Origin of the sequence: Streptomyces sp. NRRL S-340 (assembly GCF_000720185.1) — a bacterium.
Taxonomy (GTDB): domain Bacteria; phylum Actinomycetota; class Actinomycetes; order Streptomycetales; family Streptomycetaceae; genus Streptomyces.
The window spans coordinates 19,077-41,192 of sequence record NZ_JOIY01000053.1 but is presented as its reverse complement, the minus strand read 5'-3'; the positions used below and the strand labels follow the sequence as shown (position 1 = coordinate 41,192).

Genomic DNA, 22,116 nt, shown 5'->3' with positions numbered 1-22,116 from the left:
GGCAACGGACGCGGGCCTTTCCCGTACCCGCCCCCGATCTCACCCACCGAGGCCGGCCGGGCCCCCGCCCGAGGACGCGCACCGGCCGCGCCCGCGGCGGCAGCCGCCGTCGGACACAGCAAATCCCGTCAGGACCGCAAGTGAAGGCCCGCATCCGGCAACGGACGCGGGCCTTTCCCATGCCCGACCCCCGTCCCCCGACACCAGCACACGAACCCACGCCACGCCGCCCCCCACCTCACCCACCGAGGCCGGCCGGGCTCCCACCCAAGGACGCGCACCGGCCGCGCCCGCGGCCTCTCGCGTGCCGGTCCCTCCGTCCGCTCCCGGTCCCTTGACGGCGTCACATTCCCTCGGTACCCCAGAAGCAGGGCCCGTTCGGGCGCGGCCCGCTGGAGGTGGCGTATGGCGGCATCGGCCAGGCACGAGACGCGGGCGCTGCTCCGCGCGCACCTCGCGGCCGCCTCGTCGTACGGCCATCTCACCAGTCGCTGTCCCGCCTGCCACCGCCTGCTGCGGCTGGCGATGGAGGCCGCCCCCCGCCCCGTCCCGGCCGCGGCCGCCCCCCAGGCGCCGTGCGCCGGACAGGGGGCGCTGAGCGGCGCTGTGACGGCCCGGGAGCCGCTCGGGGTCCTGGACGTGCCGGAGACCGTGGACGGGGAGCAGCCGTCGACCACGTGAGCGCGCCACCCGGATCCCGAACTCCCGTGTCTGCAGGGGCCGATGGAAGCGCAACCTCCTTTAGCGCACGGCAGCGGCAGGCAACAAGCATCGCGCCATGTGACGGGTGTCACCGCACGAGTTTTTGAAAGCCCTCCCCTTACACCTCTCCTACACGCAGTCAATTTAATATGTGCAATTGCACTGGTCTTCACGGTTGTTCACAGGGGATCCGACACCCCTCCCCAGGCTCGGACAAGCCCGCTCACAGAGTCACCCGCCGGCCCCCGCCGAGCGCACAAAAAAGATCGCGCTGGACCCGGCGGAGTCCAGCGCGATCGACGACGCACCCTGTTCACTTGCCTGCGAAGCTCTGACGGCTTGGGCGTGGGGCCTGTTGGGGCAGGACCCGCGTCGCTTGGAGCTAGGGGTTCGGGCATCCTGGCCGGTTGGGGGACCAGCCGGTTTGCCCGGTTATGGAGTTGTTCAGGCCTCGCTGCGCTGCTGCGGGATGCCCGCGAGCAGAGCGCGGACCTCGGCCTCGCGGTAGCGGCGGTGCCCGCCGAGCGTGCGGATCGACGTGAGCTTGCCGGCCTTCGCCCAGCGCGTGACCGTCTTCGGGTCGACGCGGAACATGGTGGCGACCTCAGCCGGGGTCAGCAGCGGCTCGGCATCAGGGGTGCGAGCGGTCATGAGCGGCCTCCTCGGGAGAACCGAACCTTCTCGGTTCTTTCCTCTAAATTCTGCACCTTGACCCGCGTTGCCCGAAATGGCGGACGCGAGTCGAGTCGGTTATAGGACGAACGGCTTGTCCTCGGCACTACAACTACACCATCTGTCCAGCCGCGTCGGCCAAACCGATGGAATTGCCCTCCCAGGTGTTCATCAGCGACGGAAGCCGATGGACCATGCCATAGCGGACAGTCACACCACTGTGACGATCAGTCACAGGGCGATCAGGAAGTCACCAGACCCCCCAAAGCGTGCAATGCTGAGATTCCGCCCAACATGGAGCATAAGCGGGCGGAAGGAGCCCTCCCCGGACTCCTTGTCCTATTTTGGCATGAGGAGGGGCAAGCAAGGCAAGGGTCTGGTAAGTGCAGTCCATCACCCTTGACACATACGCCCGGATCGGGTCCCTATGTCCCCTCAGCTCCGCAAAGGACGCTTGACCGTACGCTGTTCGACGCCGTTCGAGCCGTGACGCAGATCACTCACTGACGAATCGTCACCACATCGTCAGTTGGCCGAGCGTCGCTCCCGCACCCCGCGCCAGCGCTCCACGAGCCGCCCGTAGGCCTCCGCCGCAGCCGTTCCGTCGCCCTGGCGCAGCGCCTCGATCCCCTCGGCCACGTCGGCCGCCGAATGGTCGCCCTCCAGCTCGCCGGCCGGCAGTACGTGCACCAGTCCGCCGTAGTCCAGCTCCACCAGGGAGCGCGGGTGGAACTCCTCCAGCCAGCGGCCGACGTCCACCAGGCCGTCGACCAGCGGGCCCTCGTCGACGGCGTCCCGCAGCGCGCGCAGGCCCCGCGCCACCCGCCGCCGGGCCTGCACCATCGGCGTCCGGTACCGCAGCGAGGGCGGCTCGTCCCCGAGGCCGCCCGCGGCGCCGAGCCCCTCCCCGGCGGCCGAGTCGCCGCCGCCCTTGCCCGCCGCACCGGCCGCGGCGGCCCCCACGCCCCGGACGTACTCCCGCTCCTCGTCGGAGACGAGCACGAACCAGTTCAGCGGCACCTGCCAGGTCGCCGTGCGGATCCAGGGGCGGGCGTCCGGGTTGCGGGCCAGCCAGCGCTCGTAGTCCTGGGCGGCCTGACGCCGTACGACCGGGGGCAGCACCGCGTCCAGGACCACCGCCGGAAGCTCCTCGGCGAGATCGTCCAGCGCCTGCCAGCCGCGCAGCCGGGTGCGCCAGGGGCAGACGCAGACCACCCCGTCGACGTCGAGCACGAACGCGTCCCGGCTCTCGTGCACCGGGACCACCACCGGCGGGGTGGGCAGCAGGTCGGCCAGCGAGCGGCGCAGTTCGTCCTGGTAGGAGGGGCGGCCCGGACGGCGGGCGTAGCGCGCCCAGTGGCTGCGCTCCGGCTCCGGGAAGGCGGCCAGCGGCTCGTAGACGCGCAGATAGGCCGCGTACGGGACGACCACCGAGGACACCTTGGGCACGCCTGCTCCCTCCCCACCGGACCGGGCCCGAAACCCGCCCGGCCCGCGCCCGGACGGACGGAAAACCACTGCAGATCGTCGCATGGGCGGGCAGGAAGGTACTCCTTGGGAGGGTGATCCGGACCACCGCACCCCGGGCGGACGGGGTCAGGGTCTAGTCTCCTGCCACGGCCCCGCCACCCGCACGGGGACGACACACCACCCGCCGCTACTTACCTGGGAGTCACCACCGTGACCGACGTAACCGGCGCGCACGCTGACGTACTGCACACCCTGTTCCGCTCGGAGCAGGGCGGCCATGAACAGGTCGTGCTCTGTCAGGACCGCGCCAGCGGCCTCAAGGCCGTCATCGCCATCCACTCCACCGCCCTGGGGCCCGCCCTCGGCGGTACCCGCTTCTACCCGTACGCGAGCGAGCAGGAGGCGGTCGCCGACGCGCTGAACCTCGCCCGCGGGATGTCGTACAAGAACGCCATGGCCGGCCTGGACCACGGCGGCGGCAAGGCCGTGATCATCGGCGACCCGGAGCTGGTCAAGTCCGAGGAGCTGCTGCTCGCCTACGGGCGGTGCGTGGCCTCGCTCGGCGGGCGCTACGTCACCGCGTGCGACGTCGGCACGTACGTGGCCGACATGGACGTCGTGGCCCGCGAGTGCCGCTGGACCACCGGCCGCTCCCCCGAGAACGGCGGCGCGGGCGACTCCTCCGTGCTGACCGCCTTCGGTGTCTACCAGGGGATGCGGGCCTCGGCCCAGCACCTGTGGGGCGACCCGACGCTGCGCGGCCGCAGGGTGGGCGTCGCGGGTGTGGGCAAGGTCGGGCACCACCTCGTTGGGCACCTGCTGGACGAGGGCGCCGAGGTCGTGGTCACGGACGTGCGCGAGGAGGCCGTGGACCGCGTGGTCGCCGCGCACCCCGCCGTGCGCCGGGCCGCCGACACCGACGCGCTGATCCGCACCGAGGGGCTCGACATCTACGCCCCCTGCGCGCTCGGCGGCGCCCTGAACGACGACACGGTGCCGGTGCTGACCGCCGGGGTGGTGTGCGGGGCGGCCAACAACCAGCTCGCCCACCCCGGCGTCGAGAAGGACCTCGCCGACCGCGGGATCCTCTACGCGCCGGACTACGTGGTGAACGCCGGCGGGGTCATCCAGGTCGCCGACGAACTGCACGGCTTCGACTTCGACCGGTGCAAGGCGAAGGCCGCGAAGATCTTCGACACCACGCTCGGGATCTTCGCACGTGCGAAGGCGGACGGGATTCCGCCGGCCGCGGCGGCGGACCGGATCGCCGAGCAGCGGATGGCGGAGGCGCGCGCCGCGCACACGCGGTGACGCGCGCGGTGAGCCGCGTGCGCGCGGGGGCCGGCGCGCCCCTCGCGTGATGTCTGACCGGTACCTGCCGGTGGGCAGTTGGAGAGAACTCTCACTTCCACCGGCGGGTCGCTCGCCGATAAGTGGTTAAAATCGCCACTGACCAGCGAGGACAGGGCGCCTCGAAGGCACTGCGCACACGCGCGTCCTACGGGCGACGTACCGTATGGCCGCGGGCTCAGGTACCGTGGAAGCCCTACGGACCGGTCTCTCCGCGGAGAGCCCGTGCCGGATCATGAACGCGTGTCAGACTCTGGGGCCGTTGAGCCCCGTCGTTGAGGGGGTCGAGCCATGGGGCGCGGCCGGGCCAAGGCCAAGCAGACGAAGGTCGCCCGCCAGCTGAAGTACAACAGCGGTGGGACTGACCTCTCACGCCTGGCCGAGGAGCTGGGCGCATCGACGTCGAATCCGTCGCCGACCAACGGCGACCATTTCGAGGACGATGAGCAAGACGACGACCTGTACGCACGGTACGCCGACCTCTATGAGGACGACGACGAGGACGAGCAGGACGGCTCCTCCTCACAACACCGTCGCGGCGCCTGACACCAGCGGCCGGCTCTGCCGTCCCGCGCGCGTCGCAAGGTCCTCCACTTCACCCGGTCCGGTGCTTCCAGCGCCGGACCGGGTTTCGTGCTGTCCTCACCCACACCTCACGCGTGGTCGCCCACCAGGGCCGCTCCCGCGGTGTGCGCGCCGCGCGCGGTGATCTCACCGGCGACCCAGGCGTCGACCCCGCGGTCGGCCAGGGTGGTGAGGGCCGCGTCCGCCGACTCCTGCGGCACGATCGCGATCATGCCGACGCCCATGTTGAGGGTCTTCTCCAGCTCCAGCCGCTCCACGTCACCCGTCCGGCCGACCAGGCCGAAGACCGGGGCCGGGGTCCAGGTGGAGCGGTCGACCACGGCATGCAGGGTGTCCGGGATCACACGGGCCAGGTTGGCGGCGAGTCCGCCGCCGGTGACGTGGCTGAAGGCGTGGACCTCGGTGGTGCGGGTCAGCGCCAGGCAGTCCAGCGAGTAGATCTTGGTCGGCTCCAGCAGCTCCTCACCGAGGGTGCGGCCGAAGTCCTCGACGTGCGCGTCCAGGGACAGGCCCGCCCTCTCCAGCAGCACGTGCCGCACCAGCGAGTACCCGTTGGAGTGAAGACCGGAGGACGCCATGGCGATCACCGCGTCACCCTCGCGGATGCGGTCCGGGCCGAGCAGCCGGTCGGCCTCCACCACGCCCGTACCGGCGCCGGCGACGTCGAAGTCGTCCTCGCCGAGCAGACCGGGGTGCTCGGCGGTCTCACCGCCCACCAGGGCGCAGCCGGCCAGGACACAGCCCTCCGCGATGCCCTTGACGATGGCGGCGACCCGCTCGGGGTGCACCTTGCCGACGCAGATGTAGTCGGTCATGAACAGCGGTTCGGCACCGCAGACCACGATGTCGTCCATGACCATGGCGACCAGGTCGTGGCCGATGGTGTCGTACACGCCCAGCCGGCGGGCGAGGTCGACCTTGGTGCCGACGCCGTCGGTGGCGGAGGCGAGCAGGGGGCGCTCGTAGCGCTTGAGGGCGGAGGCGTCGAAGAGGCCGGCGAAGCCGCCGAGGCCACCGAGGACCTCGGGGCGCTGCGTCTTCTTCACCCACTCCTTCATCAGCTCGACGGCGCGGTCGCCCGCTTCGATGTCGACGCCCGCCGCTGCGTAGCTGGCACCGGTTGTCTCAGACATGACGATGAGAACTTTCGTGTCGTACTGCGGGTGTGGCGGGCTGACTACGGGCGACGGATGGCGTCGGCCGCGGCCGTGGCGGCGGGCCCTGCGGCCAGCTCGGTCTCCAGCAGCTGCTTGCCGAGCAGCTCCGGGTCCGGGAGTTCCATCGGGTACTCGCCGTCGAAGCAGGCACGGCACAGGTTCGGCTTGGCGATGGTGGTCGCCTCGATCATGCCGTCGATGGAGATGTACGCCAGCGAGTCGGCGCCCAGCGAGGTGCCGATCTCGTCGATGCTCATGCCGTTGGCGATCAGCTCGGCGCGGGTGGCGAAGTCGATGCCGAAGAAGCACGGCCACTTCACGGGCGGCGAGGAGATCCGGATGTGGACCTCGGCGGCCCCGGCCTCGCGGAGCATGCGCACCAGGGCGCGCTGGGTGTTGCCGCGGACGATCGAGTCGTCGACGACGACCAGGCGCTTGCCCTTGATGACTTCCTTCAGCGGGTTCAGCTTCAGCCGGATCCCGAGCTGCCGGATGGTCTGCGAGGGCTGGATGAAGGTACGACCGACGTACGCGTTCTTGACCAGGCCGCTGCCGAAGGGGATGCCGGAGGCCTCCGCGTACCCGATGGCGGCGGGGGTGCCGGACTCCGGGGTCGCTATGACGAGGTCGGCCTCGACAGGGGCTTCCTTCGCCAGCTTGCGGCCCATCTCGACGCGCGAGAGGTAGACGTTGCGCCCGGCGATGTCGGTGTCGGGGCGGGCCAGGTAGACGTACTCGAAGACACAGCCCTTCGGCTTCGCCGGTGCGAATCGCGAAGTACGCAGGCCGTTCTCGTCGATGGCGACGAACTCGCCCGGCTCGATCTCGCGCACGAAGCTGGCACCGCAGATGTCGAGCGCGGCGGACTCGGAGGCGACCACCCAGCCGCGCTCCAGCCGGCCGAGGACCAGCGGGCGGATGCCCTGCGGGTCGCGGGCGGCGTACAGGGTGTGCTCGTCCATGAAGACGAGGCTGAAGGCGCCCTTGACCTGTGGGAGGACGGCGTGGGCCCCCTCCTCGATGGTCAGCGGCTTGCCGTCGGCGTCGACCTGGGCGGCCAGCAGGGCCGTCAGCAGGTCGGTGTCGTTGGTGGCCGCCACCCGGGTCGAGCGGCCGTTGGTGTCCTTGGGCAGTTCGGCGACCATCTCGGCGAGCTGCGCCGTGTTGACCAGGTTGCCGTTGTGGCCGAGCGCGATCGAGCCGTGCGCGGTGGCACGGAACGTCGGCTGGGCGTTCTCCCACACGGAGGCGCCGGTGGTCGAGTAGCGGGCGTGTCCGACCGCGATGTGACCCTGGAGCGAACCGAGCGAGGTCTCGTCGAAGACCTGGGACACCAGGCCCATGTCCTTGAAGACGAGGATCTGGGAGCCGTTGCTGACCGCGATACCCGCGGATTCCTGGCCCCGATGCTGGAGGGCGTAGAGCCCGAAGTACGTGAGCTTTGCGACCTCTTCACCCGGAGCCCAGACACCGAAGACGCCGCACGCGTCCTGGGGGCCTTTCTCGCCGGGGAGCAGATCGTGATTGAGTCGACCGTCACCACGTGGCACGCAATCGAGTGTAGGCGAGGTCGACCACTGGTCCGAATTGGGGAATGTCAAAAAAACCCCGCGCGGCCGTGTCACTCCCGCGCGACCACTCCCCGACGCTCTGTATTTCCGCAGGTCAGAGGGGCGACGTCAGGGCGCGGGGCCGGTCCCGGCGCCCGCCGTGTCCCGCGCCGGGTCCCCGCGCACCCCAAGGACGAGTGAGTTGTCGCACACCGCGAGGCGGTCCGGGGCGGTGCGACACGCCGGTGGGCGGGTCAGGCCATCAGGGGCAGCAGCGCGCCGAGGTCCGCCCGTTCCCCGCTCGCGCTGAGCCGTGCGGTCTCCAGGGCGTCGTGCCACGAGAGGCGTCCGGTGGCCAGCCGGACCCAGGTCAGCGGGTCGGTCTCCACCACGTTGGGCGGCGTGCCGCGGGTGTGGCGGGGGCCCTCGACGCACTGGACGACGGCGTAGGGCGGCACGCGCACCTCGGTCGAGCCGCCCGGTGCCCTGGCGGCGAGCGCGTCGGCGAGCAGGCGGGTGGCGGCGGCGAGCGCCTGCCGGTCGTGGGGGACCTCCAGACCCGGCACGGCGGCGTTCAGGTCGTCGGTGTGGACGACGAGTTCGACGGTCCGGGTGACGAGGTAGTCGGCGAGCGGCAGCGCGCCCGCGTTGGTGGCCAGGAGCCGCGTGCCGGGGTGTTCGTCGAGCTGCCGCTCGAGGGTGCGCCCGATGTCCCCGAGGTAGGCGGTGAGGTCCGGGGTCCCGGCGGCGAGCCGGCGGGTGAACTCGTCGATGGCCGCGGCGTAGGGCGCGCTCGCCCGCGGCCAGTCGAGCAGGACGGCGTCCTGCCGCGCGGGCTCGGGCAGGTCGAGGGAGCGGCCGACGGCCGTGACGGCCATGCCGATGTGCGCGACCAGCTCCCGTACCGTCCAGTCCCCTAGCCGCGTGGGCAGCGCCAGTTGGCCGGGCGTCAGGGTGCGCACGGCCTCCCGTACGGCGCCGAGCTGGGCGAGGACCGCCGCACGGGTCCTGGCGGGGTCGTAGGTCCTGGGTCGTTTCCTGGCCGGGGGCATGGGGGTGAGCCTATGCCGTGGCGCGGGGCGGGTGCCGGGTGTTTCCGGGCCCGGAGGCCTGCGGGCGGGTGAGCGGCCCGGCCGTCTCCTCGGCGGAGCGGCCGGGCTGCTCGTCCGGTCTGCGGCGGGGACTTTTCCAAAAAACTACGCCAGCAGCGCCGGGATGGTGCTCTCGTGGGCCTCGCGCAGCTCGGCCAGCGGCAGCGCGAACTCACCCTGGATCTCCACCGCGTCGCCGTCGACGACACCGATGCGGGTGGCGGGCAGGCCCCGCGCGCCGCACATGTCGTTGAAGCGGACCTCCTCGGAGCGCGGCACGGCGACGAGCGCGCGGCCGGCCGACTCCGACAGGAGGAAGGTGAACGCGTCCAGGCCGTCCGGGACGACCAGCCGCGCGCCCTTGCCGCCGAGCAGCGCCGACTCCACGACCGCCTGGATCAGGCCGCCGTCGGACAGGTCGTGCGCGGAGTCGATCATGCCGTCGCGGGAGGCGGAGATCAGGATGTCGGCCAGCAGCCGCTCGCGCTCCAGGTCGACCTTCGGGGGCAGACCGCCGAGGTGGTCGTGGACCACCTGCGACCAGGCCGAGCCGCCGAACTCCTCGCGGGTGTCGCCGAGGAGGTAGAGCAGCTGGCCCTCCTCCTGGAAGGCGACCGGGGTGCGGCGGGCCACGTCGTCGATCACGCCGAGGACGGCGACGACCGGCGTCGGGTGGATGGCGGCCTCACCGGTCTGGTTGTAGAGCGAGACGTTGCCGCCGGTCACCGGGGTGCCGAGCTGGAGGCAGCCGTCCGCCAGACCGCGCACGGCCTCCGCGAACTGCCACATGACCGCCGGGTCCTCGGGCGAGCCGAAGTTCAGGCAGTCGGAGACGGCCAGCGGCTTCGCGCCGGTGGTGGCGACGTTGCGGTACGCCTCCGCCAGGGCGAGCTGGGCGCCGGTGTACGGGTCGAGCTTGGCGTAGCGGCCGTTGCCGTCCGTGGCGAGGGCGACACCGAGGCCGCTCTCCTCGTCGATGCGGATCATGCCGGAGTCCTCGGGCATGGCCAGGACGGTGTTGCCCTGCACGAAGTGGTCGTACTGCTGGGTGATCCACTTCTTGGAGGCCTGGTTCGGGGAGGCGACCAGCTTCAGGACCTGCGCCTTCAGCTCCTCGGCCGTCCGCGGCCTGGGCAGCTTGTTCGCGTCGTCGGCCTGGAGCGCGTCCTGCCACTCGGGGCGGGCGTAGGGGCGCTCGTAGACCGGGCCCTCGTGGGCGACCGTGCGCGGGTCGACGTCGACGATCTTGCCGCCGTGCCAGTAGATCTCCAGCCGGTCGCCGTCGGTCACCTCACCGATGACGGTGGCGATGACGTCCCACTTCTCGCAGATCTCCAGGAACCGGTCGACCTTCTCCGGCTCCACGACCGCGCACATGCGTTCCTGCGACTCGCTCATGAGGATCTCCTCGGGCGAGAGCGTGGAGTCGCGCAGCGGGACGTCGTCCAGGGTGACGCGCATGCCGCCGGAGCCGTTGGAGGCCAGCTCGGAGGTGGCGCAGGACAGGCCCGCCGCGCCGAGGTCCTGGATGCCGACGACCAGCTTCTCGGCGAACGCCTCCAGGGTGCACTCGATGAGCAGCTTCTCCTGGAAGGGGTCGCCGACCTGCACGGCGGGGCGCTTGGAGGGCTTGGCGTCGTCGAAGGTCTCGGAGGCGAGGATCGACGCGCCGCCGATGCCGTCGCCGCCGGTCCGGGCGCCGTACAGGATGACCTTGTTGCCCGCGCCGGACGCCTTGGCGAGGTGGATGTCCTCGTGCCGCATCACGCCGATGGCACCGGCGTTGACCAGCGGGTTGCCCTGGTAGCAGGCGTCGAAGACGACCTCGCCGCCGATGTTGGGCAGGCCCAGGCAGTTGCCGTAGCCGCCGATGCCGGCGACCACGCCGGGCAGCACCCGCTTGGTGTCGGGGTGGTCGGCCGCGCCGAAGCGCAGCGGGTCGACGACGGCGACCGGGCGGGCGCCCATCGCGATGATGTCGCGCACGATGCCGCCCACGCCCGTGGCCGCGCCCTGGTAGGGCTCGACGTAGGACGGGTGGTTGTGCGACTCCACCTTGAAGGTGACGGCGTAGCCGTGGCCGACGTCGACGACACCGGCGTTCTCGCCGATGCCGACGAGCATGGCGTCGTTCTCGGGGGCCTTCTCGCCGAACTGGCGGAGGTGGACCTTGGAGGACTTGTACGAGCAGTGCTCGGACCACATCACGGAGTACATGGCCAGCTCGGCCCCGGTGGGGCGGCGGCCCAGGATCTCCACGACCCGCTCGTACTCGTCCTTCTTCAGGCCGAGTTCGGCCCAGGGCAGCTCGACGTCGGGGGTCGCGGCCGCGTGCTCGACCGTGTCCAGAGGCGTCCTGCTCATGCGGTGACCAGCTTCTTGAGGATCGAGGTGAAGAACGGGAGGCCGTCGGTGCGGCCGGTGCCGATCAGCGGCTCGGTGGCGTGCTCGGGGTGCGGCATGAGGCCCACCACGTTGCCGGCCTCGTTGGTGATGCCGGCGATGTCGCGCAGCGACCCGTTGGGGTTGACGTCCAGGTAGCGGAAGGCGACGCGGCCCTCCGCCTCCAGCTTGTCGAGCGTGTACTCGTCGGCGACGTACCGGCCGTCCATGTTCTTCAGCGGGATGTGGATCTCCTGTCCGGCCGTGTAGTCGGCGGTCCAGGCGGTCTCCGCGTTCTCCACCCGCAGCTTCTGGTCGCGGCAGATGAAGTGGAGGTGGTCGTTGCCGAGCATCGCGCCGGGCAGGAGGTGGGCCTCGGTGAGGACCTGGAAGCCGTTGCAGATGCCGAGGACCGGCAGGCCGGCCTTCGCCTGCTCGATGACGCTGTCCATCACCGGCGAGAAGCGGGAGATGGCGCCGGCCCGCAGATAGTCGCCGTAGGAGAAGCCGCCGGGCAGGACGACCGCGTCGACCTGCTTGAGGTCCTTGTCCTTGTGCCACAGGGCGACGGGTTCGGCGCCCGCGAGGCGGACCGCGCGCTGGGTGTCCCGGTCGTCGAGGCTGCCCGGGAAAGTGACGACGCCGATACGAGCGGTCACTTCGCGGCCCCCGCGACCACGTCGCCGGACTCGACCTTCACGGTGAAGTCCTCGATCACGGTGTTGGCGAGGAAGGATTCGGCAAGATCGTGAATGCGGGCGAGCGCGGCCTCGTCGACGGGCCCGTCCACTTCCAGTTCGAATCGCTTTCCCTGACGGACGTCGGAGATGCCTTCGAAACCCAGCCGCGGCAGTGCGCGCTGCACCGCCTGGCCCTGGGGGTCGAGGATCTCCGGCTTGAGCATGACGTCGACTACGACGCGTGCCACTGGCACTCCCGGTGTGTGGTGCTGAGCAGGTTCCTTCAGACTACCCGCACAAAATTTCTACGCGAGTAGACTGGTAGGAATCTACGTGACGCCCGTCACGATCCCGCCCCGATCGGGGGGCTTCGTGAAAAGTTCTGGAAAAGTTCGGCGTTCCGTCTCGCACCCGGTATTGCAGGGGTGCCACGCCGGGACACGCAGAGAGATTTAGTCGGGGCTTCACTTCGCAATGCCCGGCACTGTACAAATGAATTGGCAACAGCCGATACTTTTCCCGATAACCGGCGGACAGTCGGCACCTGACGAACATCTCCCCACGTCATGGCGGAGTGCACGGGCGCGGGTGCCGCACGAAGGGACCGATATTCGTGGCGCAGCGTGTCGTGGTCACTCTCTTTGACGACATCGACGGCTCGGAAGCGGCGGAGACGATCGCCTTCGGACTCGACGGCAGGTTCTACGAGATCGACCTGAACCAAACCAATGCCAAGAAACTGCGTAAGGCGCTCGCGCCCTACGTCGAGGCGGGCCGCAAGCGGTCCAGGTCGGGCAAGGCGTACCGGCAGACGGAGGTCGCCCCCGACCCGGCGGCCGTCCGGGCCTGGGCCCAGGCCAACAAGATGGACGTGCCGGCGCGCGGCCGCATCCCCAAGAAGGTCTACGAGGCGTTCAGCGCCGCCCAGTGAGGCGTGACCGCCCCGCAAGCTCGTCCGCCCTCGGCCGTGGCGCCTCCGGCGCGTCCGCCGAGGGCACGCCCGTCCGGGCAGGCGGCGGGGGTGCGGGGCGGGCCAAAGCGCCCCCTCGGGGGGCGGCCCAGAGTCCGTCAGCGGGCCCTGGGAGCAGCCGACTTGCGCTACCCCCCTGCTGATCAGCTAATGTCTGGAGCACGCCGAGGGGCGAGGCCGGAAGGCCGAGACCCACGGAGTACATGCGGGTGTAGTTCAGTAGCAGAACATCCCCCTTCCAGGGGGAAGGCGCAGTGTGCAATTCCTGTCACCCGCTCTGCACCGCTGGTCCGACCACGCAAGTGGATCAGGTAGGCTGGTGCTCGCACCGATCGGTGAAAGCCGGTCGGAGGCAATGCGGACGTAGCTCAGTTGGTAGAGCGCAACCTTGCCAAGGTTGAGGTCGCGAGTTCGAGCCTCGTCGTCCGCTCGGGAAAAAGACCCCGGTCCCTCGGACCGGGGTCTTTTCGTGTCCGCCCTCCTGCCTCTCCGGGCGTCGGCTGACATTTGTCATTCCGCTCGATGACACCGCGCACTGCCCGGGGTCCCCGCCTGCCGCGACGCTGATGTCATGGACAGGGACGAACACGAGCGCGTGATAGAGGTCACCGGCCTGCGACGCGTGTACGGGGGCGGGTTCGAAGCCGTACGCGGCATCACGTTTCACGTGAAACGCGGCGAGGTCTTCGCGCTGCTCGGCACCAACGGCGCCGGAAAGACCTCCACGGTCGAACTGCTGGAGGGACTGGCCGCCCCGGCCGCGGGGCGTGTCCGGGTGCTGGGCCACGATCCCTTCACCGACCGCGCCGCCGTACGTCCCCGTACCGGCGTGATGCTCCAGGAAGGCGGCTTCCCCTCCGAACTGACCGTCGCGGAGACCATGCGGATGTGGGCGGGCTGTGTGAGCGGCGCCCGCGATCCGCGGGAGGCACTTGCCCTGGTCGGTCTGGAACGGCGAGGGGCGGTACGGGTCAAGCAGTTGTCCGGCGGGGAGCGGCGCCGGCTCGACCTGGCACTGGCACTGCTCGGTGACCCCGAGGTGCTGTTCCTGGACGAGCCGACCACCGGGCTGGACGCCGAGGGCCGCCGGGACACCTGGGACCTGGTGCGGACCCTGCGGGACGCGGGCACGACCGTGCTGCTCACCACGCACTACCTGGAGGAGGCCGAAGGCCTCGCCGACCGGCTGGCGATCCTGCACGAGGGCCGCATCGCCGCCGCGGGAAGCCCCGCCGAGGTGACGGCCGCTCAGCCCTCCCGGATCTCCTTCGAACTGCCCCGCGGTTACTTCCTGGGGGACCTTCCGCCGCTCGACTCCCTGGGCGTGTGCGGCCACGAGACGGACGGCCGTCTCGTACGGCTGCGCACGCGGGAGTTGCAGCGGACCGCCACGGAACTGCTGCTGTGGGCCCGGCGGGCCGGTATCGGACTGCGCCGCCTGGACGCGCGGTCGGCCTCACTGGAGGAGGCGTTCCTCGGGATCGCGCGGGAGGCCTCCGCACGGGAGGCCGCCACGCGCGGTTCCTCCGCGCCCGAGGAAACGGAGCACGTCGTATGACCGGCAGCGCCCTCACCCCCGGGACGGCCCGCGCGCGGGGCGGCCCCAGCACCGCGCTGAGCCGCATGACCGCGCTCGCCCGCGTGGAACTGACCCTGTTCGTACGGAGCAGGAGCACTCTCGTCGCCGCCGTCTTCGTCCCGCTGGTGCTGCCGTTCAGCCTCCACTCGGCGGCCGGGCAGATGGACCTGGAGGACGCCGGGCTCACCGTGGGGCTCGTCATGCTGCCCGCCGCCATCGGCTTCTCGCTGCTGTTCGCCGTGTACTCCACGCTCGTCGGTGTGTTCGTCGCCCGGCGCGAGCAGCTCGTTCTCAAGCGGCTGCGCACCGGTGAACCGCGGGACGCGGAGATCCTCGCCGGGGCGGCTCTGCCCGCCCTCGCCACCGGCCTGGGGCAGTCGCTGATCCTGACGGCCGCCTGCACGGTCCTGCTGCACGTCCCCGCCCCGCACGCCCCGCACCTCGCCGTGCTCGGACTGCTGCTGGGACTGGTGCTGTGCCTGACCCTGGCGGCGGTCACGGCCGGACTCACCCGGACCACGGAGAGCGCCCAGGTCACCTCGATCCCGCTGATCATGGTGTCGGCGGTGGGCTCGGGTACGGCCGTGCCGCTGGAGGTCCTGCCCGACCGGCTGGCGCGCCTGTGCGAACTGCTGCCGCTGACACCGGCGATCACGCTGGTGCGCGGCGGCTGGACCGGCGAGCTGAGCGGATACGAGGTGCTGCGGGCCCTGGCCGTCGCGCTGGTCTGGTCGGCACTGGCGGTGTTTGCTGTACGGCGGTGGTTCCGCTGGGAACCACGGCGCTGAGCACGGAGGCGGGCGGGACGCCGGGCGAGGGGGTGGGCGCCATGCCGGGCAAGGGCGTGGGCGCCGCCATGCGCACGGTGGCCGCCGCCCTGCGGGGCACCGGCAGCGCCGACCTGCCGGGCACGGGGTACGGCCCGGCGCCGGGCGCACGGACGGGTGCGGCATCGTGTGCGCGGACGGGGGCGGCTCCGGGTGCGGTGACGCGCGCGGTTCCGCGTGCGGTGACGGAACGGACGGACAGGAGGCGCACGGTGTTCGACGGCATCCGCCGGTGGCAGCGGCGGCAGTGGCGGGAGCGCAGCAAGGCGGAACGCGTCGAGCTGCACAGTGTGATCACCCTGTGCGCGGCGGAGTGGGTGTTCATGCTCACCTGGCTGGTCCTGCCGGTCGCCGCGGGAGTGCGGCACCGGCCGCTGCCGCTCGTGCTGGCGGGGCTGGCGCTCCTCGCCGGCGTGCTCCAGTGCGTGGCGGCCAACCGGCTGCCCCGGCCCTCCTTCGGCCACTACCTGGGCCGCGAACGGCTGCCCGGACGCGCGCTGGCCCCCTCGCTCGGCCTGCTGGCGGCCGCCCTCGCCCTGCCCCTCGTGCTGACCGCCCTCGGGGGACTCGCACCGTGGACGGCCCGGCTCGCCCTCGGCGCGGGTCTGGTGTCGTTCGGCCTGGTGTACGCGATGCTCGTCCCCGTCCCTGTGTTCCTGCGCCGCGCCGCCGTGGCGGGGCTGGTCCTCATGGCGGCGGACGCGCTCGCCGTCCGCAGCGCCCCCGACGTCCTGATGGTGGGTCTGCTGGTCGTCTTCGCCACCGGCTTCTCCCTGCTGGCCGCGCGCTGCGGCGCCTGGACCCTGTCCGTGCTGTGGGAGGCCGAGCGGTCCCGCGAGACCGAGGCGCGGCTCGCCGTGGCCGAGGAGCGGCTGCGGTTCGGGCGGGACCTGCACGACGTCCTGGGCCGCAATCTCGCGGTGATCGCGCTGAAGGCCGAGCTGGCCGTGCAGTTGGGCCGGCGCGGGCGGTCCGAGGCGGTGGAGCAGATGACCGAGGTGCAGCGGCTGGCGCAGGAGTCCCAGCGCGAGGTCCGCGCGGTGGTGCGCGGGTACCGGGAGGCCGACCTCGGCGCGGAACTCGCCGGTGCGCAGGGCGTGCTGACCGCGGCGGGCATCGACTGCGCCGTCACCGGCCCGGCCGGCGGCCTTCCCGCCCCGGTGCAGTCCGCACTGGGCTGGGTGGTCCGCGAGGCCGCCACGAACGTGCTGCGCCACGGTGACGCCCGGCAGTGCGCGATCTCCCTGCGCGTGGAGGGCAGCCGGGCCGAGCTGACGGTCGAGAACGACGGGGTGCCCGACGCCCCGGCGGCCGGCCGGCCGGGCTCCGGACTCGCCGGGCTGCGCGAACGCCTCGCGGCCCTCGACGGCCTGCTGCGGGCGGGCCCGGCGGGCCCCGGCCGCTTCCGTCTGACCGCCGAGGTTCCGCTGCCGCCCGCCACCGTGCCGGGGCCCTGCGGCCCGGTGCACGAGATCACTCCCCTGAGCGAGGTCACCCCATGACGACGCCACCGGCTCCCGTCCGGCTGCTGCTGGCCGACGACGAGCACCTCATCCGGGGCGCGCTGGCCGCGCTGCTCTCGCTGGAGGACGACCTGCGGGTCGTCGCGGAGGCGGCGAGCGGGCCCGAGGCGCTGGCGATGGCCCGGGCGCACGAGCCCGACGTCGCCGTCCTGGACCTGCAGATGCCGGGCGCCGACGGTGTGAAGGTCGCCACATCCCTGCGCGCGGAGCTGCCCGGCCGCCGGGTGCTGATCGTGACCAGCCACGGGCGGCCCGGACACCTGAAGCGGGCGCTCGCGGCGGGGGTGCGCGGCTTCGTCCCGAAGACCGTCAGCGCGCAGCGCCTCGCCGAGATCATCCGCACCGTCCACGCCGGGAACCGCTACGTCGACCCGGAGTTGGCCGCCGACGCGATCTCCGCCGGGGACTCCCCGCTGACCGCGCGCGAGGCGGAGGTGCTGGAGCTGGCCGCCGACGGCGCACCGGTCACGGAGATCGCCGAGCGGGCCGCGCTCTCCCCCGGAACCGTCCGCAACTACCTGTCGTCGGCCGTGACGAAGCTGGGCGCGGAGAACCGGCACGCGGCAGTACGGCTCGCACGGGAGCGAGGTTGGGTATAGTTGCTCTCGCGCCACGGCGCAACGCGGACGTAGCTCAGTTGGTAGAGCGCAACCTTGCCAAGGTTGAGGTCGCGAGTTCGAGCCTCGTCGTCCGCTCCGGCGAGAAGCCCCCCGGTCACCACCGGGGGGCTTCTTCATGCGCGGGACCCCTCGGGCCTACGACAGGACCGAGGACCAGCTCGTCCCGGTCAGCCGCTCGTACGCCTCCACGTACTTGCCGCGGGTCGCCTCCACCACCTGCTCGGGCAGCGGCGGCGGGGGCTGCTCGCCGGTGCGGTCCCAGCCGGACTCGGCCGAGGTCAGCCAGTCCCGGACGAACTGCTTGTCGTACGACGGCTGCGCGCGCCCCGGCTGCCACTGGTCGGCCGGCCAGAAACGCGAGGAGTCGGGCGTGAGCACCTCGTCGGCGAGGACGAGCGTCTCCCCGTCGTAGCCGAACTCGAACTTGGTGTCGGCGAGGATGATCCCCCGTTCCCGGGCGATGTCCCGGGCCCGGCCGTAGACGGCGAGGGTCGCCTGGCGCAGCTGGGCGGCCGTCTCGGCGCCGGTCTGCCGGGCCACCTCCTCGTAGGAGACGTTCTCGTCGTGCTCGCCGACCTCCGCCTTGGTGGCCGGGGTGAAGATCGGCGCGGGCAGCTCGGAACCGTCGACCAGGCCTTCGGGCAGGGCCAGGCCGCACACCGTGCGGGAGGCTTCGTACTCGGCCAGGCCCGAGCCGGTGAGGTAGCCGCGGGCCACGCACTCCACCGGGACCATCCGCAGCGACTTGCAGACGAGGGTGCGCCCGGCCCAGTCGGTGGGGGCGCCCTCGGGGACCTCGGTGCTGAGGACGTGGTGGGGGACGAGGTCGGCGAGGCGGTCGAACCACCACAGGGAGAGCTGCGTGAGGATGCGGCCCTTGTCGGGGATCTCCGTGGGCAGCACCCAGTCGTAGGCGGACATGCGGTCGCTGGCGACCATCACGAGGTCGCCCGCCTCGTTCTGGTACAGCTCGCGCACCTTGCCGGTGTGCAGATGCACCAGGCCCGGAACCTGGATCGGCTCGGGCTTTTCGACGAATCCGGACACGGTTCCTCCCCGTGGTTCTGTCCAATGGCTCGATTCTCCCGTATCGGACACGGGCCGCGGACAGCGGGTGGACGGCGGCGCCGGGACGGCCCGGCGGCGGGCCGTCAGGGGACCGGCGAAGGACCGGCGAGGGGCCGGAGGCGGGTCAGTCGCGCTTGCAGATGCGGTCCAGGAGGTTGGCGGTGGCGCGCTGGATCCGGGGGTCCACGTGGCCGGGACGGTCCAGCGCCGGTGACCAGGCGAAGGTCCCGGACGCGAAGACCAGGGCGCCCGAGGGGGCCCGGTACAGGGACGTCTCCTGGTGGCGCGGGGCGCCCTCGCTGTCGGTGTACGGGGAGTGCGCGAGCAGGATGCGGTCCTGGTGGTCGGGGAGCGGGGTGCGCGGGAAGTAGCGGTCGGCCTCGCCGGCGACCAGACCCTCGATCCCGTCGCCCTCCCGTGCCCCGGTGGCCTCCCACAGCCAGTGCCCGGCGTTGCGCACGATCAGCGGGTGCGGCTCGGGGACCCGCCCCGCGTACTGGATGCCGGCCACTTGCTGCTCGGGCCGGTCGATCTCCCGCCACAGCACCGGCCTGCCGGGGCCCTTACGTTTGCGGCAGGTCAGCAGGCGGTCCGGGACCCCGGCCGGGGACGGGCCCAGCTCGACCTGCCAGTACATGGTGTTGGCGGAGAGGAAGACCAGGGAGGTGCCGTGCTCGCGGGCGAGTTCGACGGTACGGCGCATCGGGACCGACCAGTACTCGTCGTGGCCGGGGAAGACCAGGCCGCGGTAACGGGTGGGGTCGACGCGGCCGGCGTGCAGGTCGCGGGCGTCCGCGTAGGCGAGGTCGTAGCCGTAGCGCTCGGCCCAGCGGATGAAGTCGTAGGCGTGGCCGACGTGCAGCGGCAGGCCCGCGCCCGCGTACGGCCGGTCGAAGGAGACCGTGGTCGCCGCGTCCGCCTCGCCGAGCAGCCGGCCCTCCTCGTCCCAGGCGTGGTAGAGGCTGGCTCCGGTGCGGCCGTCCTCCGGGTAGAGGTTGTAGGCCTGCCAGGTGACGTCGGGCAGCAGCAGGAGCAGATCCGCGGGGTGGCTGTCGCGGACCGTGAAGGGGATGTGCGAGCGGTAGCCGTCGGCGGTGGTCAGCACGGCGACGTAGGCGCCGATGCTCCAGTACGACGGGATCTGCAGCCGCCAGGACAGCCACCAGTGGTGGCAGGACACGGTGCGGTCGGCGGTGAGCGGCGGGGGCTGGACGATGCCGGAGAGCCGCGGACTCGTGGTGATCTTGGCGGCGCCGTCGCCGCCGTAGTGCCCGATGCGGTAGACGTCGACGCCGAACTCCTGCGGCGGGTCCACGGTGATGTGGAAGTCGATCGCCTCGCCGGGAGTGACGGCGCCGGTCGAGGCGAAGCCCTTGATCTGGCGGTGGACGTCGTCGGCCGAGCGGAGACCGCCTCCGCCGGCGCGGGGGGCCGGGATGCGGGGCGCACCGGCGCCGCCCGGCGCGGACCGCGGGGCCGGGTCCACGTACCAGGGGACGACGTGGCCGGTGTCGTCGAAGTACGTCTCGCTGCCGCGCAGCCAGGGGACGGGGCCCTGGCCGAACGGGTCCGTGACGGCGTGCGCGAGTGCTCCCGACTCCCAGCGGCGGACACGGTCCGATCCCATGGCTGTCCCCCTCCCTCGTGCCCCCGTGCTCGGCGTGGCGGTGCGGATGTCTCGTCCGGGGCGGCTGTACGGCGGTGCGGATGTGCGGTGGGGGCGGTGTGCCCCGGGGCGGATGCCGGTCGGCGACGCGGCCGGACGTGACTGCGCGGCTGTCGTATGTCGTACGCGCTTGCCACGTGCGCGGTCGGTCCCAGCACATCACATGACGCGCGCATGTTGTCACTAGTCGTTGCGAATTGACCGAAAGTGGAAGGAGTGGATCCGGTAGCTCCTCCTCCGGGTCGGCACCGGCCGGGCTCAGGCCAGCCGCACGGGCTTTTCCGGACGTATGCCCGCATCGACGAGCCAGGCACGCAGCGGGAGCGGGTCGCCGTCCTCGACGAGGGCGAGGACCTTCGGGCCCAGGTCGGCGGCTCTCTCCCCGTCGATCAGGAGGGTGGGGCCGTCGAGCCAGTCGAGGCCCGGGGTGGCGCCCGCGGTGTCCATCGCGGCACAGCAGACCATCGCGGTGACATGGTCGGCGAGGAGTTCACGGCCGGTGCGCGGCGGCTGGAGGGGGAACAGGGGCAGCGCACCCTCGTCCCAGGGGAGCGCGCCGGGCGCCTGGCCGGACGCTTCCGCCGGATCCGGCCGGGCCGCGGGCGCGGTGGCCTCCTCGCGGGCCAGTTCCGCGCTGAGGCCCGCGGCGAGCACCGCGCTCCGCTCGGTGCCCAGGCCGGTCTCCTCGTCCGCTTCCCGGGCCTCGGGAGCGGCGTGGGCCGCGGCCCACGCCGGGGGCGGGTCCTGTTCCCCCCGGGTCCCGGCCGGGGGGTGGGCCCGGTTCGCGCCGTTCTCGTCCTCCGCGTCCGTCGCGTCTGCCGCGGCGGAAAGGGTGCGGGGCCGGTGGTCGGACAGGTGGTCGAGCACCCGGGCCAGGGTCGCGCCGTGCGCGTCGGTGGCCGGGGAGTCCGGGGAACGGCTGACGCCCAGTGTGTCCAGGACGCGGTGCAGCCGGGCGGCGTCCGTGCGCCACTTGCGGTCGACGACCTCGTCCGGGTAGTCCTGCCAGGCCACCGGCGCCCAGTCCGGGCCGCGCTCGGCCGGCCCCCCGTGGAAGAGCCGCGCGGCCAGGAGCGAGGCGGCCTCGTCGACCGCGCCGGGCTCCTCCAGCAGATCGCAGGCGGGCCGCTCGCCCAGCCGGGAGGCGAATCCCTCGGCCAGACGGTCCCGGCGGGACAGCTCCGTGAGCGCCGCGACGACGCCCGCGTCCAGCCGGGACGGCCAGCGGCCCATGCGCCAGGCGGGCAGCGCGACCCGGGTCAGCAGCCGGTCCCAGCCCGCGTACGCCAGGCCCACCTGCTCCTGGGCGACGATGCGCAGACCGTAGTCCACAGCCTGTGCACGCTCGGCGGCGGCGGCCGCAACGCCCCGCTCCATCTGGGCCGCGTCCTCCCGGCAGCCGCGCAGCATCAGGCGGGCCACCCAGCCGACGCCCGCGCACACCACGTGGGAGAGGGGACACCGGCCGGCCGTCGAGGCGGCGGCCACCGCCGCGTCCAGCCCGCGGACGAAGCGCCGGGCCGCGGCTATGTCCGGGTGCGCCGAGGGGCCCGTACCGGCCACCACGGGGGCGAGGACGGCCCGCAGCTCGCCGACGCGCATCCACCACAGGAACGGGGAGCCGATGACGAGGACGGGTGCCGCCGCACGGCGCGGACGGCCCGCGGACGGTCCGCTCACCGCGTCCGGCTCGTCCCGGTCGCTGCCCGCGGGAGGCCCGTGGGCCGGATGGGTGCGGTCCTCCAGCCAGCTGTCGCAGTCCGGGGTGAGCGCTATGGCGGACGGGACGGGCACATCGAGCCGGTCGGCCAGGTCGCGCACCAGGCGGTACAGGTCCGGGGCGGACTCCTCCGGCACCGGGACCGTCGGGCTCATGGCGGGGCGGGCGCGGGCGACGACCAGCCCGACGCCCGCGGCGGCGAGCAGGACGACGACGGCGACGGCGCCCACCACCCACCTCGCGAGGTCCCAGCCCCGGCCCACGAGATGGCCGGTGGAACCGCCCGCGAGCAGGATCACCGCGGCGGCCGCGGGCAGCAGGGCCACAGCCAGCGCACGGCCGCGGACGCGCAGCACGGCCAGCGCCCGGGAGCGCGCCGACAGCGCGCCGACCTCCACACCGGTTCCGGTCACGACCTGACGTCACCCCCTCCCGTCTGTCCTGGACTGCCCTGTGTTGCCCACTCCCCCACTGTGGCACCCGCCACTGACATCGCAATGCCGG

At 72.4% G+C, this 22,116-nt stretch carries 19 protein-coding genes and 3 tRNA genes; 11 read left to right on the top strand and 11 right to left on the bottom strand.

Going from position 1 to position 22,116, the window contains the following annotated elements; all coding sequences use genetic code 11:
- Positions 1-405: 405 nt before the first annotated feature.
- Positions 406-681: a DUF6274 family protein gene (locus IG64_RS32340; protein ID WP_037862777.1), complete on the top strand. Its 276-nt coding sequence runs from the start codon at positions 406-408 to the stop codon at positions 679-681.
- A 465-nt stretch (positions 682-1,146) separates the two neighbouring features.
- Here the strand turns inward: IG64_RS32340 and bldC are convergent, their stop codons facing one another.
- Positions 1,147-1,353 carry a developmental transcriptional regulator BldC gene (bldC, locus tag IG64_RS32335; protein WP_003949541.1) on the bottom strand — a complete coding sequence of 69 codons (207 nt, stop codon included), beginning with the start codon at positions 1,351-1,353 and terminating at the stop codon, positions 1,147-1,149.
- Positions 1,354-1,899: 546 nt separating this feature from the next.
- Complete coding sequence (locus tag IG64_RS32330; protein ID WP_037862774.1) at positions 1,900-2,823, bottom strand: hypothetical protein; 924 nt, start codon at positions 2,821-2,823, stop codon at positions 1,900-1,902.
- 231 nt (positions 2,824-3,054) lie between these two features.
- On the opposite strand from IG64_RS32330, the gene IG64_RS32325 reads away from it, so the two are divergent.
- A complete protein-coding gene (locus IG64_RS32325; RefSeq protein ID WP_037862771.1) occupies positions 3,055-4,155 on the top strand; it encodes a Leu/Phe/Val dehydrogenase in 1,101 nt (366 codons plus the stop codon).
- A 330-nt stretch (positions 4,156-4,485) separates the two neighbouring features.
- Positions 4,486-4,740, top strand: a complete 255-nt coding sequence (locus tag IG64_RS32320; protein WP_037862768.1) for a DUF3073 domain-containing protein — start codon at positions 4,486-4,488, stop codon at positions 4,738-4,740.
- A gap of 107 nt (positions 4,741-4,847) precedes the next feature.
- Here the strand turns inward: IG64_RS32320 and purM are convergent, their stop codons facing one another.
- The 6 genes from purM to purS all read right to left on the bottom strand — a co-directional run bounded on the left by purM (position 4,848) and on the right by purS (position 11,887).
- Complete coding sequence (purM, locus tag IG64_RS32315) at positions 4,848-5,912, bottom strand: phosphoribosylformylglycinamidine cyclo-ligase (protein ID WP_037862766.1); 1,065 nt, start codon at positions 5,910-5,912, stop codon at positions 4,848-4,850.
- Positions 5,913-5,956: 44 nt separating this feature from the next.
- Positions 5,957-7,486, bottom strand: a complete 1,530-nt coding sequence (purF, locus tag IG64_RS32310; RefSeq protein WP_037862764.1) for an amidophosphoribosyltransferase — start codon at positions 7,484-7,486, stop codon at positions 5,957-5,959.
- A 254-nt stretch (positions 7,487-7,740) separates the two neighbouring features.
- Positions 7,741-8,538 carry a maleylpyruvate isomerase family mycothiol-dependent enzyme gene (locus tag IG64_RS32305; protein WP_037862760.1) on the bottom strand — a complete coding sequence of 266 codons (798 nt, stop codon included), beginning with the start codon at positions 8,536-8,538 and terminating at the stop codon, positions 7,741-7,743.
- A gap of 144 nt (positions 8,539-8,682) precedes the next feature.
- Positions 8,683-10,941, bottom strand: coding sequence for a phosphoribosylformylglycinamidine synthase subunit PurL (purL, locus tag IG64_RS32300; RefSeq protein WP_037862758.1), 2,259 nt, complete (start codon positions 10,939-10,941; stop codon positions 8,683-8,685).
- Entirely contained in the window at positions 10,938-11,618 is a 681-nt protein-coding gene (gene purQ / locus IG64_RS32295; protein WP_037862756.1) for a phosphoribosylformylglycinamidine synthase subunit PurQ, read from the bottom strand. The genes purL and purQ overlap by 4 nt, the downstream gene beginning before the upstream one ends.
- The gene (purS, locus tag IG64_RS32290; RefSeq protein WP_037862753.1) at positions 11,615-11,887 is read right to left on the bottom strand and encodes a phosphoribosylformylglycinamidine synthase subunit PurS; all 273 of its coding nucleotides are present in this window, start codon (positions 11,885-11,887) and stop codon (positions 11,615-11,617) included. Before purS ends, purQ begins: the two co-directional genes overlap by 4 nt.
- 365 nt (positions 11,888-12,252) lie before the next feature.
- Here purS and IG64_RS32285 point away from each other — a divergent pair, with 365 nt between their 5' ends.
- The 8 genes from IG64_RS32285 to IG64_RS32250 all read left to right on the top strand — a co-directional run bounded on the left by IG64_RS32285 (position 12,253) and on the right by IG64_RS32250 (position 17,233).
- Entirely contained in the window at positions 12,253-12,570 is a 318-nt protein-coding gene (locus IG64_RS32285) for a histone-like nucleoid-structuring protein Lsr2 (protein ID WP_037862750.1), read from the top strand.
- 244 nt (positions 12,571-12,814) lie between these two features.
- A tRNA-Gly gene (locus IG64_RS32280) sits at positions 12,815-12,886 on the top strand.
- Between the two features lie 80 nt (positions 12,887-12,966).
- Positions 12,967-13,039 (top strand) — tRNA-Gly (locus IG64_RS32275).
- Positions 13,040-13,180: 141 nt separating this feature from the next.
- Positions 13,181-14,167 (top strand): ABC transporter ATP-binding protein, encoded by a 987-nt coding sequence (locus IG64_RS32270; RefSeq protein WP_037862747.1) that lies wholly within the window; start codon positions 13,181-13,183, stop codon positions 14,165-14,167.
- A complete protein-coding gene (locus IG64_RS32265) occupies positions 14,164-14,976 on the top strand; it encodes an ABC transporter permease (protein WP_037862744.1) in 813 nt (270 codons plus the stop codon). The genes IG64_RS32270 and IG64_RS32265 overlap by 4 nt, the downstream gene beginning before the upstream one ends.
- A complete protein-coding gene (locus IG64_RS32260; RefSeq protein WP_234438682.1) occupies positions 14,949-16,517 on the top strand; it encodes a sensor histidine kinase in 1,569 nt (522 codons plus the stop codon). Before IG64_RS32265 ends, IG64_RS32260 begins: the two co-directional genes overlap by 28 nt.
- Positions 16,514-17,137 carry a response regulator transcription factor gene (locus tag IG64_RS32255; RefSeq protein WP_037862741.1) on the top strand — a complete coding sequence of 208 codons (624 nt, stop codon included), beginning with the start codon at positions 16,514-16,516 and terminating at the stop codon, positions 17,135-17,137. The genes IG64_RS32260 and IG64_RS32255 overlap by 4 nt, the downstream gene beginning before the upstream one ends.
- Positions 17,138-17,160: 23 nt before the next feature.
- Positions 17,161-17,233 (top strand) — tRNA-Gly (locus IG64_RS32250).
- Between the two features lie 60 nt (positions 17,234-17,293).
- On the opposite strand, the gene IG64_RS32245 is transcribed toward IG64_RS32250, so the two are convergent.
- The 3 genes from IG64_RS32245 to IG64_RS32235 form a co-directional block, all read right to left on the bottom strand.
- Positions 17,294-18,205, bottom strand: a complete 912-nt coding sequence (locus IG64_RS32245; protein ID WP_037862739.1) for a phosphoribosylaminoimidazolesuccinocarboxamide synthase — start codon at positions 18,203-18,205, stop codon at positions 17,294-17,296.
- Between the two features lie 145 nt (positions 18,206-18,350).
- Positions 18,351-19,853 (bottom strand): N,N-dimethylformamidase beta subunit family domain-containing protein, encoded by a 1,503-nt coding sequence (locus tag IG64_RS32240; RefSeq protein WP_037862736.1) that lies wholly within the window; start codon positions 19,851-19,853, stop codon positions 18,351-18,353.
- A gap of 297 nt (positions 19,854-20,150) precedes the next feature.
- Positions 20,151-22,025, bottom strand: a complete 1,875-nt coding sequence (locus IG64_RS32235) for a membrane protein (protein ID WP_037862734.1) — start codon at positions 22,023-22,025, stop codon at positions 20,151-20,153.
- Positions 22,026-22,116 lie beyond the last annotated feature (91 nt).